Origin of the sequence: Pectobacterium atrosepticum (assembly GCA_019056595.1) — a bacterium.
In the GTDB taxonomy this organism is placed as follows: domain Bacteria; phylum Pseudomonadota; class Gammaproteobacteria; order Enterobacterales; family Enterobacteriaceae; genus Pectobacterium; species Pectobacterium atrosepticum.
In genome coordinates this window covers 2,555,817-2,569,884 of sequence record CP036163.1, presented here as the reverse complement: position 1 = coordinate 2,569,884, position 14,068 = coordinate 2,555,817, and the positions used below count along the sequence as shown (strand labels likewise).

The window sequence follows — 14,068 nt, the reverse complement described above, 5'->3', positions numbered from 1 at the left end:
ATGACCCGTTCTCCCCGTTCGACCGCCTGGTTACGCGTCGTCAGCCTTTCTCTGGCGGCATTCATTTTTAACACCGCTGAATTTGCCCCTGTTGCGTTACTGTCAGACATCGCTGCCAGTTTTTCCATGAGCGCTGCGCAGGTTGGGCTGATCATCACGATTTATGCCTGGGTAGTTGGGCTGATGTCGCTGCCCTGCATGCTGCTGTCCAGTGATATGGAACGACGTAGCCTGCTGATCAAAATCTTTATCCTGTTCGCCATCAGTAATGTGCTGTCCGGCCTCGCCTGGAATTATTGGGTGCTGATCATGGCCCGTATCGGCGTGGCGCTGTCTCATGCGGTGTTCTGGTCGATTACGGCATCGTTGGTGGTGCGTCTGGCGCCTGCGGATAAAAAAGCACAGGCGTTGAGCCTGCTGGCGACCGGAACGGCGCTGGCGCTGGTGCTAGGGTTACCGCTGGGGCGTGTGGTCGGGCAGTATCTGGGCTGGCGCGTGACGTTTGTCCTTATTGGCCTGATCGCTGCGGTGATTATGGTGGGCCTGATGAAGCTCCTGCCTGTGTTGCCGAGCAGCAATTCCGGTTCGTTGAAGAGTTTACCTCTCTTGCTTAAGCGTCCGGCGTTGCTGTGTGTGTACGGCCTGACGGTCATGATCGTGACGGCGCATTTTACCGCCTACAGTTACATCGAGCCGTTTATCCTGAAAGTGGCGTTGTTGAGTGAAAACTTCACGACCATCCTGTTACTGATTTTTGGCGGTGCCGGAATCATTGGCAGCATGTTGTTTAGCCGCTACAGCAGCAAGTATCCTGCCGGCTTCCTGATTGTGTCGTTCGCGTTTCTGGCGGTGTGTTTGCTGCTATTGCTACCTTTGTCATTCAGCGGATGGAGCTTGTCGACGCTGTGCATCGTCTGGGGTATCGCCATTATGGCGCTAAGTCTGGGCATGCAGGTCAAGGTATTGACGTTGGCATCGGATGCAACTGATGTAGCGATGGCACTCTATTCGGGGATCTATAACATCGGGATCGGCGGCGGCGCGCTACTCGGTAATCAGGTTATTACCCATTTGGGCCTGCCCGACATCGGCTACATGGGTGCAGCGATGGCGATACTGGCGACGGTGTGCTGTATTTTTACGTTTGTTCGCTATTCCCATGTGCTAAAAACATCATTAACGAACTGAGTACGGGCAGCGACCCAGACGATCTGTTTTCTGTGAGGGCATGATGAATCCACACTATGCGCGTCTGGTGACGCTGGCGGCGGTGAGCGCAACGGCCGTTGCGCTGGTGCTGTTTGTGATGAAAGTGTTTGCCTGGTGGCATACCGGTTCGGTCAGCCTGCTGGCATCGCTGGTTGATTCGCTGGTGGATATCGCCGCATCGCTGGTGAACCTGCTGGTGGTGCGCTATTCGTTGCAGCCGGCGGATACTGAGCATGCGTTCGGCCACGGTAAGGCGGAATCGCTGGCCGCGCTGGCGCAGAGCATGTTTATTTCCGGTTCGGCGCTGTTCCTGATCCTGACGGGTCTACAACATTCGCTGGAGCCACAGACGCTGCACGCGCCGGAAGTCGGCATGTGGGTGACGCTCATTGCGCTGGTGGCTACGCTGCTGCTGGTGTCGTTCCAACGCTGGGTGGTCAAGCACACACACAGTCAGGCGGTACGGGCGGATATGCTGCATTATCAGTCCGACCTGTTGATGAACGGTGCCATTCTGGTGGCGTTGGCACTCAGTTGGAAAGGCATTACTCGCGCCGATTCCCTGTTTGCGTTGGGTATTGGCGTCTATATTTTATATAGCGCATTGCGTATGGGTTACGACGCCGTGCAGTCGCTGCTGGATCGCGCACTGCCGGATGAAGAACATCGCGCCATTGCTGAGGTGATCGTGAACTGGCCGGGTATTCGCGGTGCACATGCGTTGCGCACCCGACGTTCTGGGCCGACGCGCTTTATCCAACTGCATTTGGAAATGGATGACGCCCTGCCGCTGGCTGAGGCGCATCAAATCGCCGACGATCTGGAACAGGCATTACGTAAACAGTTTCCGGGTGCCGATATTATTATCCATCAGGATCCGGTTTCCGCCGTGCCGGAAAATCAACGTGGCAGGCTGACGGCGTAGTTGACGGTATTTTCAGCATTTTATGTTAAAAACGTGATAGGCCATGAAAATTTATGCACAATTTAGCCTGACCTGAATCAATTCAGCTTCGGGTGTTTGTTATAATATGCTAATAAAAGAATAAGGCGTTGCTGCCTGCGTAACGGCGGCGGTGAATTTACGATAGAAGAATCCTGCAAAATTACATCTACAAGTCCAGAGGTTGTCATGATTAGAAGAATCGGAGTGTTGACGAGCGGTGGCGATGCACCAGGTATGAATGCGGCAATTCGAGGTGTGGTTCGTGCTGCACTGTCGGAAGGGCTGGAAATCTACGGCATTTATGATGGCTATCAGGGCTTGTACGAAGATCGCATGGAGCAGTTGGATCGCTACAGCGTATCGGATGTAATTAACCGCGGCGGTACGTTCCTTGGTTCCGCACGCTTCCCACAGTTCCGTGATGAAGCGGTGCGTCAGGTCTGCGTAGAAAACATGCAGAGACGCGGTCTGGATGCGTTGGTGGTTATCGGCGGTGACGGTTCCTACATGGGTGCTAAACGTCTGACGGAAATGGGTTTTCCCTGTATCGGCTTGCCGGGCACGATCGATAACGACGTGGCGGGTACAGACTACACCATCGGCTACTTTACCGCGCTGGAAACCGTGCTGGAAGCGATTGACCGCCTGCGCGATACCTCCTCTTCCCACCAGCGTATTTCGATTGTTGAAGTCATGGGACGCCACTGTGGTGACCTGACGCTGGCGGCGGCAATTGCTGGCGGCTGTGAATTTATCGTCCTGCCGGAAGTGCCGTTTAGCCCGGAAGATCTGGTTAGCGAAATTAAAGCGGGTATCGAAAAAGGTAAAAAGCACGCGATTGTGGCAATCACCGAGCTGGTGTGCGACGTCGATGAGCTGGCGAAATACATTGAGAAAGAGACGGGACGTGAAACCCGTTCGACCGTACTCGGTCACATTCAGCGCGGCGGTTCGCCGGTCGCGTACGATCGTATTCTGGCCTCCCGTATGGGTGCCTATTCGATTGAGCTGCTACAGCAAGGCTACGGTGGTCGCTGTGTCGGTATCCAGAATGAAAAAATGGTGCACCACGACATCGTGGACGCCATCGAGAATATGAAGCGTCCTTTCAAAGGCGACTGGTTGGAGACGGCGAAGAAATTGTTCTGACCTAGGAACGTTGATGTTTTCTGTCTCTTCGTCCATTTTTATGCGGATGCTGAGACGGTTTCGTGCGCGATAATGTCGTTATTTTCATGCTACCTCGTAGCACGCGCCCGACACGGGACGGCTCAAGCGCCGCTCGCCCCGTGACCCCAGGCTTTCGGCGTGAATTATGCCGCTACGCGGTGCCTTCGTCGGTATCTGACTTAACGGACCGCTTGCGACACGTTCCGACGTGGCGCAAGCTCTCGCCGCGTCCCTGCGGCTCATCCTAAGCCAGCTATCTCCTCAGCATAATTTTTTACGCCGGATAACGGCAAAATTCGCGATGCATCTGGATTGGCGTATAAGAGACTGCGCTAGGCGTCGAAGATGTATTTCTCCCCCTCGTTGCTTCCCCATCACGTCAGCCGTGTTAGATATATAACCAGCAAGAATATAAACAGCGGTTTTATTATTTTTTCTGCACGACCAGACCTGCTAGCCTGCAAATTCCTTCCGTCCTGATGACACGCTGATTGCTGCCATGAATATCGATCTTCGCCAACTGCGCCACTTTATTGCTCTGATTGAGCATCGCAATTTTACGTCGGCGGCACAGGCGATGAAGTTATCTCAATCCGCTTTCAGCCGCAGTATTCAGTCGCTGGAGCAGACTGTTGGCACCCGCCTGATTGACCGTATGAACCAACTGGAGCCGACGCCTAAAGGGCTGGTAGTACTGGATCACGCCCGTCGCCTGATTAATCAGACGCACGATCTGTTTAACGATATTCAGCAGTTCAATGAGAAAGAGGCGGGCGAAGTGAATTTTGGCTGCGGCCCAGCCCCCGCCGCCTGGCTGATGCCGCAGGTGATCGGGGCTTTCTCCCAACTGTATCCCAAGGTGCGAATGGTCTTTCGCGTTGATAATTGGCAGGCGCTAGGGCATCGACTCATGGCCGAAGAGCTTGATTTCATTGTGGCGGATATGCGCAACTTTGAATTCGATACCCGCTATCGGGTTCAGCCGCTGAGCCAGCATCGTTGGGGATTCTGCTGCCGCAGCGGGCACCCGTTAGCGGTGCAGGAAGAGATTACCGTTGAGCAATTCTTTTCCTATCCGCTGGCGGCAACGATCCGCCCACCCAACCTGCATCGCGCACTGGTGCAACTGAGCGGCAAGCTGGATATTCGCACCAATATTGAGTGTGAAAATGGCTACAGTCTGCTGGATGTAGTGCGCCATTCGGATGCTATCGGGACGACCAATCATTTCAACGAGCCCGATCGGCACGGTATTCATATGCTGAAGATTGCGGGTTTGGACGACAACACCGACGAATTTTATACCCATTACGGCATCATTTATCTGGCGGACGCCCGTCTGTCTCTGCTGGCGCGTAAGCTGATCGACACCTTCGTGCAGGTCGATGGTGACCTGCACGGCGCGCCAGCGTCGCTTACAGCGGAGTAATGCTGAACTCGCTGATTTCCTGACGTGAAAATACCGTCCTAAAGCCGAAATAACCCGGAGCAGGCGTATTCGGGTAGCTCGCGTGGAAATAGAGCACATCATCGACCCAGAAACGTGTTTCCCGCCGATCCACTTCAATCACGATGCGATAGCGATGATTAGGGCGTAGCAGATGTGCGGCGTCAGTGTATTCGCCAAGCAGCAGACGCTCGCCGTGGCCATCGTAATAACGAAAGCGCGTGGTGCTGTTCCAGTTACCGCCCATACCGACATAGTACAAGTTCAGGCTGTCATATTCGTTGAGCTTACCGTGCCGGGTAAATAGGTTCGGGTGGTGCAGGTCGCGTGCAGCCCAGAACTGATTCAGGTCTGACACGCGGTCATAGGGGCGATCCGCGACCAGAATTTCCCGCGTAAAGGCGATGCGATAGGTGCCTGATAGCGGGGCATCCAGCCAGAGCGTTAGCCCAGCGGCGCTCTCCAACGTCAGACGCTCTGGCGTGGTCTGGATCGCCGCGCGGTCAGGGTCTTCCTGCTCCACCTGCCACTGTAGCGGCTGACCGGTGGAATCCGTGGACCAGATTAGCGCCGAACGGTGCGGGGAATCTGTAATGTCACGTGTTCCGTTTACCTGCGGCGAGAGGATGAGCGTGTTTTCAGTACAGCTAGGGTCAATCATGATGGTGTCCTGTAACGTACCGTCGGGTGACGGCATTAAGAAGAAGGAGAAATGTCATCCAGCAAGGCCAGTAGGGCGATGGCGGTTAATCCCCACTGGGCAACGGCGTTGGTCGCTAGATTGGTTGCCGTAGTGCTGCCGGAATGTTTATCAATGGTGGAGTCAATCACCGGCTCGTTGATCGGGGAGAGCACTTCAGGTGGCGTCAGGCGTCGCTGCATGAGCGTCGGGTTGGCAATGCCGCCGCTGCCTGCGGTAAATTCTGCCCACGCGCGCTGCGCCAGCGTGCGGTCATTCAGTTGTCGTGCGGCAAAGGCAGTCAGTCGGGCATGGCCTTGAGCCAGATTGAGCTTTTTCACCGTTTTACCCACGGCAGCGCTTAACGCGACCGGATCGTTATACAGCCGACAGTAGTCGAGCCACGCGCGTCTAAAGGCGGGATCGGGCAGCACTTCAATCAGTTCGCTACAGATTTCTGTCAGACCAAATACGGCGCTGAGGTGTGAGATTTCCACCTGATCCGCTGGCGCGGAAAGAAATCTGCCGGTATCGGGATCGATGGCGGCGTTGCCAGTGAAAAAACCGTGCGGCTGAGCGGCCAGCGTCTGCATACTGTTGAGCAAGCGTTCGCGCATCGTTGGATCGCCGTGGCGTTCCCAGGCGGTGAGCCACGCGGCAGCGACAGCACCCCAGTCGGTGCCGAAACCCAGACTGATATGGTTTGGGTTATCGGGATGCGTCTGGCCGATTTTGCGGCCGGGCAGCACCGCGCTTAGCGTGCGCAGCGCCTCAACTTGTTCATCCATCAATTCACCGATGCGTTCATCGGCGGTGAGGTAGTAGAGAAAACGGCGATTGGCGACGGTAGAAATACGCAACTGTTTGGCGCTGTCGCCCCAGTGGCGCACATTGTGCCGGGATCCTAACGGACTAAAGCGTCCCAGATGGTGCACGTCGACCTCACCGGTGTGGCGTGTCATGGCTTCCGCCATACGAAACACCTCGGCGCGTCCGCTGTGCAGGAAGTCATACCAGAGCCACAGATCGGTACTCAGCTCCGAGTTATCCCACGCATAGCCGCCCACGTCATAACGCCAGACGTGACGGTCACTGTCATAGGTATGCATGACGTCACCGAAATCCCAGAAGCCATACCATTTTCGCTGCTCGACCTCCTGCTGGTAGGCGTCAAAGTACGCCCCCAACTGCTTCTCCAGACTGGCTCGGGCCGGTGTTGCGGCAGAGGCGGGGGCCCACATCGATCCAAACGCTTGTGCGCGGTACAAATCCTGTGCATCTGCCACCAGCAGCGGCGGTTGCTGCATACGTCGTGCTCGATTCACCAGATTTTCCGCGTCGGGCGTCGCGGGCAGAATATCGATAAACAGTTCGCTGGTGCGTGCTACGCCGACTGCCGAGCCGAAGCCCGGCTCGTAATCTTCATAGGTGATCGCCAGTCCTTCGCGCTGTTTGTCATGGGTATCCTGACCCAAGCCGTCATGATAAAAGCGCATATCCATCGGCTCTGCCCACGGTGACCACAGCCACAGCGTGACGGTCGCCACGTCGGTGTGGGCATTGTCGATTTCCAGACAGGCGGGGTAACTCTGCCAGAAATTGCGCAGGCCGAACGCCACGCCGCCTTTCGGCGTGCCGAGATAGCCGACGCCTGCCGCCCGCTCGCCCGTGGCGGAGAGTAGCCAACCCTGTCCGGCCGCAGTGCGTTTGTGGATCTGAAAACCATCGGGATGATGCTGAGTCAGGCGGTAGCTGCCAAACGCAGGGATGTAATCCAGCCGTTTGCCGACTTCCGGTGAAAAATCTGCTATTGGCGGCGTGGCTTGCCCGGCCAGCTGTGCTGCGATAACGGCTGTACCGGGATCGCGACGTAGCCCGCTTAGGCCGCGTACCGCTTCACGAAAGAGCCCGCCCTGATCCGAGACGAAGCGGACGTGCCGATCGTGCAGTTCCCCCTGTAGTGGAATGTCGAACGCCAGCCCAAGTCCTTTCAGGCTGAGCCGATCGTCATCGTTGTCATAGATCAGGGTGTGTACCACGCGCAGCGAGTCGGTATTCGCATAGTTATACAGCCGGATAACAAAGGGGATGCGCGTAACCCCCTGCTGCTGTGTGTGATGCGTGCCGCGTAGCGCAATCACCGTACGTTGTGGCCCGCTTTGCTCCACCGTGACCGTGTCGATCACGCCCTGATACGTGTCCTGCGTCAGCGTACTGCCCGTCTCCGCCCCTCGCTGCATGCGCAACACCAGTCTGCCGTTGGTTAACGCCAGCCGCTCATCTCGCCAGACTTCTTCGATCAGACGGGAGCCCGAACGTGGAATTACGCAGCGAATATGGCCGGTATCGACGGTCCAGCCGTGATCGTTTTCGCTGACCATTCCGACACCCGATGGTACGCCCGCTTTGGCTGTCGGCCGCAGAAGGAGTTTGTCTGCCGGCGGCGTGACGCCGCTCAGAGCATGTGCCGACCATTTAATCGAGCCGTCCGGCCAACGTGCCAACGGCCAGCTTTGCAGGTCGTAAACCTGCTGCTGGGTGCCGTGTAACTGGAAGTCGCTATCGCTGCGCACTGTCCCCTGCGGCCAGGGTACGCCCCAGGTGACGCCACTGAAGGCGCGAGGCACCTGTCCGTCTAGCCAGCGCAGGCTCACCTGCGGTACGGTGTCGCCTGCACGGTTGGAGGCCGTAGCGAGAGGTGCGGCGATCGCAGGTTTCCAGAACGGTGCCGACAGCGCCAGCAGCGTGCTGTCGCGCAGGAAGCGTCGGCGTGAGTAAGCCATCTTGTTCATGACATTAGCCCTTGAAGTCGTAACCGACCGATATTCCGACCATGCGCGGTTCGCCAATCACACCCGTTGTTGCACTGGAGCCTCTGACGGAGCGGTAGTAGTCTTTATCCAACGCGTTTTTTACCCACAGCGACACGTTCCAGCGGTTATCGCCTTGTTTGCCGCTCAGGCCACTAGACAGGTTCAGGACGCCATAGGCCGGAATACGGTTGCTCTCGGAATCATCGAGCGTACCGTAGGCCCAGCTCCGCCATGACCATTGACCGGAAACCGAGGCTTGTAGGTTATTTGGCGTATCCCATTGATAACGCACGCGTGTGTTGTAGCTCAGCGTGGGTGATTTGAAGACGCGTTTTCCTGACATATCGCACGAGACGGCGGAGATTTCTGCCGGGCAGCGGGCGTTGGGGAAGTTCAGGTAACTGGTATCCAACAGCGTACCAGCCAGACTGATGCTTAGGCCGTCAAGCGGGCGCAGCGTCAACTGAGATTCCCCGCCGCGTGAGCGGAATTTCCCTGCGTTAATCAGGTAGCTGGTATCCGTTTCTTCGTCATAGGCGTTATTCTGGAAATCTTCGACGACGCTCCAGAACAGCGCGGTATTCCATTCCACTTTGCGCTGTAGCCAGTGGGTTTTGACCCCCAGCTCCGCCGAGCGGGTTTTCTCTGGATCGACGTACAGCGAGTCGATCCCCAGTTGTCTTGCGGCCCCGGATGACACGTTCAGGCCGCCGGATTTTTCCCCGTAGCCCAGCGTTAGGTAAGGGGTGACGTTGGGTGCCGCAAACCAGTTCAGGCTGATGGAACCCGAAGGCAGGTGGTTGGTTTGTGAGAGTGGCCCAGAGTCAAAGGTCGCGCGGTTCCTGCGGATAAACGTTCCCTCTTTTTTCTCGTAGGTCTGCCGCAGACCTACAATGACGTCCAGCTTATCGGCTGCGTGCCAGGTTCCGCGGCCATACGCGGAATAGACGGTGTCATCTAACGTACCAAAGCGCTGAACGTTAATGCCCTGATAGCCATTCCCTACCCACGTCCGCACGCGATTGTCGTTGTAGTAGCGACTGTTTGCCTCGGTATCGAGGTTCTCTCCCCAGTAATCGACGCCCAGTGAATAATCAACCTTATTGCCTTTGGGCGAATCCAGCCAAAAGCTTTGCGACCAGACGCGATCGCGTACATTGGCACCGCTATCGTTATAGAGCGGGATATTCCAGTTATCCGCCGTGCTGGGCAATACGCGGAAATAGCGCAGTGAGGAGAGGGAGTTGACGCTATAACCGCTCTGCAGTCTCCAGTTGGCCTCTACCGAACCGCCGCCTTGTGCGACACGAATGACGTTCTCGTCATCCATGGCGACCTGACGACCGCCGACGACCTTGAGGCCAGTCTGTTGTGCGCGGGTGCGGAATGCGTCGGTTGCACTCACCAGAACTGAAACGGGACGCTGGGTGGCATCGCTGTAGTCGCCGGTGATTCTGAGGCTAAAGCTGTCATTCGGCTGATAAAGCAGTTGGCCGCGCACGCCGTTATTGGTGCTGCCCCCGAGCTTATGGCCGTTTTCGATATTCGTGACGTTTCCACCGCGTTCGGTACGTGACAGGTTAATGCGGCCTGCCCAGTGGTCGCTGAGTGGCCCGGATGCCATCAGTTTGGATTGCAGATAGCCACGCTGTCCGAATGATTGTTCCAATGAATATTCGGGTGTGAAGGTCGGTTTGCGGGTGCGAATATCAATCGCGCCGCCGGTGGTATTAAAGCCGTAGGCGGCACCCTGCGGGCCTTTCAACACTCGGGTGCTGTCGATATCCAGCAAATCGTTAGAGATAACGCCGGGGCGGGACAAGTAGACGCCATCGACAAACAGCCCCACGCTGCCCGGCATACCGATGTTGGTGCCGCTCTCACCGCCGTCGCCAATCCCACGGATAGTCACTGTGGTATCCATCACATCGACGGTATCGACATCCAGCCCCGTCACGAGCTGTGACAGATCTTCAAAGCGGTATATCCGCTCTTCTTCGAGCGTTTTGCCGTCGATCACTGATGCCAGTGTGGTTGGCGGTTGAACAGTCGCACGCTGAGCGTTTACTTTCACGCGTTTCAACTGGACGGGGGCGGTGGTTGTTGCCTCGGTGCCGGGGGGGATCCGCTGTGATGAGTTATTCGTTGTGATTTGCGGATCGGCTGCTCGCGCTATAGCGGGAAGCGTTAAGACGCAGCTCATTAAAATGCCCGACGTTATTTTGCGTTGGTGTTTTTTTAAATACTGCTGGTGTTTTTTAAAATACATAGCTTCTTCCGAATGTCGTCAATAGGCTGCCAATTGCCGTGAATTTCACGGCAATACGCGGGTTATAATTTTTTTGGGGAAATAAATTACTGCGTTGCTTTTAGATAAGAATCATCCAGCCATTTATCGACATCAAAAGGTTGTCGAATAAGACGCGATTCATAGGCCAACGTGACGGCACGTTTTAATTTTTCTACGAAGGCAGGATCCAATTCGGGCGAAAGACGCTCCGTTAATGGCGGTAATGTATCCCATTCGACGCGTAATATATTTTCCGGGTAGCCCGATTGGGTAGCTAAGAGTTGAATAAATTCATCTTTATTTTTATTGTCGCTAGCCCAGTTTGCCGCTTCTCGCTGAACCTTGACTAAGCGCCGCAGAATATCCTCGTTGCCTTTGGCAAATTTCTCATCGACTAACAGGAAGCCGCTGAGTTGACCCGCACCGTTCAAATCGCGGCTGGATAGTGGAATGTCTGCCAGCCCTTTATCCCGTAGTGAAAGCGTATTGCTGCCGCCCCAGGTGGCATCAATCTGTCCGGCAGCTAACGCTGCGCTGGCCGCCGCGAAATCGAGATTGATCAGCTTAACGTCAGAGGGCTTCAGGCCTTGCGAATCAAGCGCGCTGACGAAGGAAAGTTCACCCGCTGTTCCACGAAAGATCCCGATGCGTTTACCTTTCAGGTCGGCAATTTTCTCAATGCCGGAGCCTTTCGCCACCGCCAGATAGTGATTGATGCCGCGTGATGCCACGGCGATCACACGGGTATCCAGACCGCGTGAACGGCCGATAATGCTGGCTAAATCGCCCAGATAGGCCACGTCAACCTGATGGTTGCCAAACGCTTCGTTAATGACGGGGCCGGCGCCTTTGATGAACGTCCAACGCACGCTGATTCCATCTTTGCTAAATTCGCGCTCTAGCAGCTTCTGGCTGTGGATGACGTCGAGCAGGCCGCCGCCGCTGGGTTTTGTGCCCGCACCAATGTCTGGCGCGGCAATACGAATTTCAGTGATTGCTGATGCGATACCTGACCAGGCCATCCCCATTGCCAATAAGCTAGTCACTAACCATTTTCGTCCTGATGTCGTCATTATTTTACCCGCCAGTAATGAAATCGATGAATAGAAATTATGTTATTGCGCCTGTTTCGAACGGCGTCATATCGTGTGCAGCACCACATTTAAAGGCTTGGCAATAAACTGACTAATACAAAAAAAGCATTATTATTTTTAGTAAATAGCTAAGTCAGCATTCATCATCTATTTCATCGATATGCAACGAACGAAAAAAAACTATTCCAACTATGCATTAGCCTGACGGCAATTTTTACCTTTAGTCTGAGTGTCGATTATTAACGCTATCGTCTTATTAAAGAAATAAAGAATGAAATGAATATCGATATGCAGATACATACGTTGACTTTATTAAATAGTCGGGAAGAATCGATTATCAAAACGCTATTTCAGGCGACATAAACACCTGCAACGCGAAATAGAGCGATAAAGATATATTGTCAGGAGCAACCCATCATGACGGAATTACTCTATGCGGGAGCCGCGCCGATACCCCGTCCTTATTCACCGGAACCAACACCGCATGCTAGCCGGGTAAATGGTTCGGTGCAGCAGCGATTATCGCATCTGAATACGACGCGCTCATCCCGGCCGGAGCGCTGGCTGGCCGTAATAGCGACGTTGCTATTGCATGCGGCGGTGCTGGCGTTACTCAACAGTACATCGACACCGCCGGTGACGGTGCCTGCGCGGCCACAACCTGTCAGCGTTGAGTTGGTGTCTATGGTGGCAGAGCCAGTGCAACAAGCCCAGCCTGCTGAACCTTTGGAGCCTGAAGTGGTGACGCCTCCGCCGGAACTCGCTCCACCTCCTGTGGACAAGCCGGTGGATGACAACGCGCTGTTGCCGCCAGAGCCGGAAAAAAAAGTGCCAGAGAAAAAGCCTGAGCCTGTACCGAAAAAGACGCCGGTGAAAAAGAGCACTACCGCGCCTAAACCGACGCCGCAACCACAGAAGGAAACCGCATCGGCATCGGCACCGATAACGCCCGCTCCGGTAGCACAAAAGGCTGTAGCACTGCCCGTTGATGCGCCGTTGACGCCGCCGCTCGCTAATGCTGACTACCTGCATAATCCCGCACCGTCTTATCCCGACGTAGCGATTAGCCGTGGTTATGAAGGCACCGTACTGTTGAACGTGCAGGTACGTGCCGACGGCAAGGTGCAAACCATTCGTATTCATCAATCAAGCGGCTATCCGTCACTTGATGAGGCCGCCAGAGATACAGTGCTGCGCTGGTCTTTTGTTCCGGCGCGTCGCGGCAGTCAGCCGGTTAGCGGCTGGGTCGTTGTACCTGTCGATTTTTCGCTGAACTCATGAGGTATTGGTTATGACGCTTGGACACATTGAACTCTTTTCTGCGGAAGGCGCTGTGATTCTGTTGCTGTTGCTGTTTTCTCTCGTCACTTGGGGGCTGGGGCTACTGAAGCTCGTCCAATATGGGCGTGCGCAGCGGCGCGATCGACACTTTCGCGCGGCTTTCTGGCAGCAAGATGACGTCAGCCAGACGCCAGAAACCAGCGCAAAGCAGCCCGGTTCACTCGCCAATCTGGCGCTGGCTGCGGTCAAAGCGCCGGAGCGGATTAGCGGGCAGCTTGCTCTTAATATTCATCTGCCCGATCGGGTTGAGCGCGCGCTGCAACAGCAGATTCAACGCGAACGTCGTTCGCTGGAAGGCGGACTGGCGGTGTTGGCCAGCATTGGCAGTACGTCGCCGTTTATCGGCCTGTTTGGTACTGTTTGGGGCATTATGGCAGCGTTGCAGGAGATCGGGCTTTCTGGTTCTGCCAGTCTCGACACTGTCGCAGGGCCGATTGGTAATGCGCTGATAGCTACCGGCGTCGGGATCGCTGTCGCGGTTCCTGCAGTGCTGATCTACAACTACTTTTTGCGTCGTCTCAAGCTGGCCGTCGCGGATATGGATGACTTCGCTCATGATGTCTACAGCGTGATGCAGGCGCACGATTTTCATGTCAGCGCACTTCATACCAGTGTGGAGCCATCGTCTGCCGCTTTCTCCGTGAAGAACCTGAGAGAGGTGGTCTGAGATGGCGTTTACCTCGCGTAATGACGACGACGTGATGAGTGAAATGAATATCACGCCGCTCGTGGATGTCATGCTGGTATTGCTGGTGGTGTTTATCGTGACCGCGCCGATGCTGACCAATGCCATTCCTATTCAGCTACCAAAAACGGCGGCGGTGTCCCCGGTCGATCGCACCGATCCGGTTGTTATTAGCATTGATAGTGAGCGGCGTGTCTTCATCAATAAAGAAAACCTGGCGCGGGAACAACTGGTGCCGCGCTTGCAGCAGGCGAAAGCGGGTAATGCAGATTTGGTGGTGCAGGTGCAGGCGGATAAAGAGGCAAATTACGGTGATGTCGCCGCGCTGCTGGCCGATGTCGAGCAGGCAGGGATTACCCGCCTATCCCTGCTGACGCAAAAATAATGCTGTGGA

Annotated in this window: 11 protein-coding genes; 7 read left to right on the top strand and 4 right to left on the bottom strand. The window is 55.5% G+C overall.

Annotated features, from left to right (window positions below; all coding sequences use genetic code 11):
• From DCX48_12255 to DCX48_12240, 4 genes are all read left to right on the top strand, one after another.
• A complete protein-coding gene (locus DCX48_12255) occupies positions 1-1,188 on the top strand; it encodes a sugar transporter (GenBank protein ID QXE15218.1) in 1,188 nt (395 codons plus the stop codon).
• A gap of 43 nt (positions 1,189-1,231) precedes the next feature.
• On the top strand, positions 1,232-2,134 hold the full coding sequence (locus DCX48_12250; protein QXE17228.1) for a cation-efflux pump FieF: 903 nt from the start codon (positions 1,232-1,234) through the stop codon (positions 2,132-2,134).
• A gap of 207 nt (positions 2,135-2,341) precedes the next feature.
• Positions 2,342-3,304 carry an ATP-dependent 6-phosphofructokinase gene (locus tag DCX48_12245; protein QXE15217.1) on the top strand — a complete coding sequence of 321 codons (963 nt, stop codon included), beginning with the start codon at positions 2,342-2,344 and terminating at the stop codon, positions 3,302-3,304.
• Between the two features lie 520 nt (positions 3,305-3,824).
• On the top strand, positions 3,825-4,754 hold the full coding sequence (locus DCX48_12240; protein QXE15216.1) for a LysR family transcriptional regulator: 930 nt from the start codon (positions 3,825-3,827) through the stop codon (positions 4,752-4,754).
• Here DCX48_12240 and DCX48_12235 read toward each other — a convergent pair.
• The 4 genes from DCX48_12235 to DCX48_12220 form a co-directional block, all read right to left on the bottom strand.
• The gene (locus tag DCX48_12235; protein ID QXE15215.1) at positions 4,741-5,469 is read right to left on the bottom strand and encodes a hypothetical protein; all 729 of its coding nucleotides are present in this window, start codon (positions 5,467-5,469) and stop codon (positions 4,741-4,743) included. The two genes, DCX48_12240 and DCX48_12235, sit on opposite strands and share 14 nt — an antisense overlap.
• Complete coding sequence (locus DCX48_12230) at positions 5,469-8,243, bottom strand: Tat pathway signal sequence domain protein (GenBank protein QXE15214.1); 2,775 nt, start codon at positions 8,241-8,243, stop codon at positions 5,469-5,471. The genes DCX48_12235 and DCX48_12230 overlap by 1 nt, the downstream gene beginning before the upstream one ends.
• Positions 8,244-8,247: 4 nt before the next feature.
• Positions 8,248-10,533 (bottom strand): TonB-dependent receptor, encoded by a 2,286-nt coding sequence (locus DCX48_12225; GenBank protein ID QXE15213.1) that lies wholly within the window; start codon positions 10,531-10,533, stop codon positions 8,248-8,250.
• An 86-nt stretch (positions 10,534-10,619) separates the two neighbouring features.
• On the bottom strand, positions 10,620-11,627 hold the full coding sequence (locus tag DCX48_12220) for a nitrate ABC transporter substrate-binding protein (protein QXE15212.1): 1,008 nt from the start codon (positions 11,625-11,627) through the stop codon (positions 10,620-10,622).
• A 438-nt stretch (positions 11,628-12,065) separates the two neighbouring features.
• Here DCX48_12220 and DCX48_12215 point away from each other — a divergent pair, with 438 nt between their 5' ends.
• The 3 genes from DCX48_12215 to DCX48_12205 are packed head-to-tail and all read left to right on the top strand — an operon-like array spanning position 12,066 to position 14,059.
• The gene (locus tag DCX48_12215; GenBank protein ID QXE15211.1) at positions 12,066-12,929 is read left to right on the top strand and encodes an energy transducer TonB; all 864 of its coding nucleotides are present in this window, start codon (positions 12,066-12,068) and stop codon (positions 12,927-12,929) included.
• A gap of 10 nt (positions 12,930-12,939) precedes the next feature.
• Positions 12,940-13,656 carry a MotA/TolQ/ExbB proton channel family protein gene (locus DCX48_12210; GenBank protein QXE15210.1) on the top strand — a complete coding sequence of 239 codons (717 nt, stop codon included), beginning with the start codon at positions 12,940-12,942 and terminating at the stop codon, positions 13,654-13,656.
• 1 nt (position 13,657) lies between these two features.
• Positions 13,658-14,059: a biopolymer transporter ExbD gene (locus tag DCX48_12205; GenBank protein ID QXE15209.1), complete on the top strand. Its 402-nt coding sequence runs from the start codon at positions 13,658-13,660 to the stop codon at positions 14,057-14,059.
• The last annotated feature ends 9 nt before the right edge of the window (positions 14,060-14,068 follow it).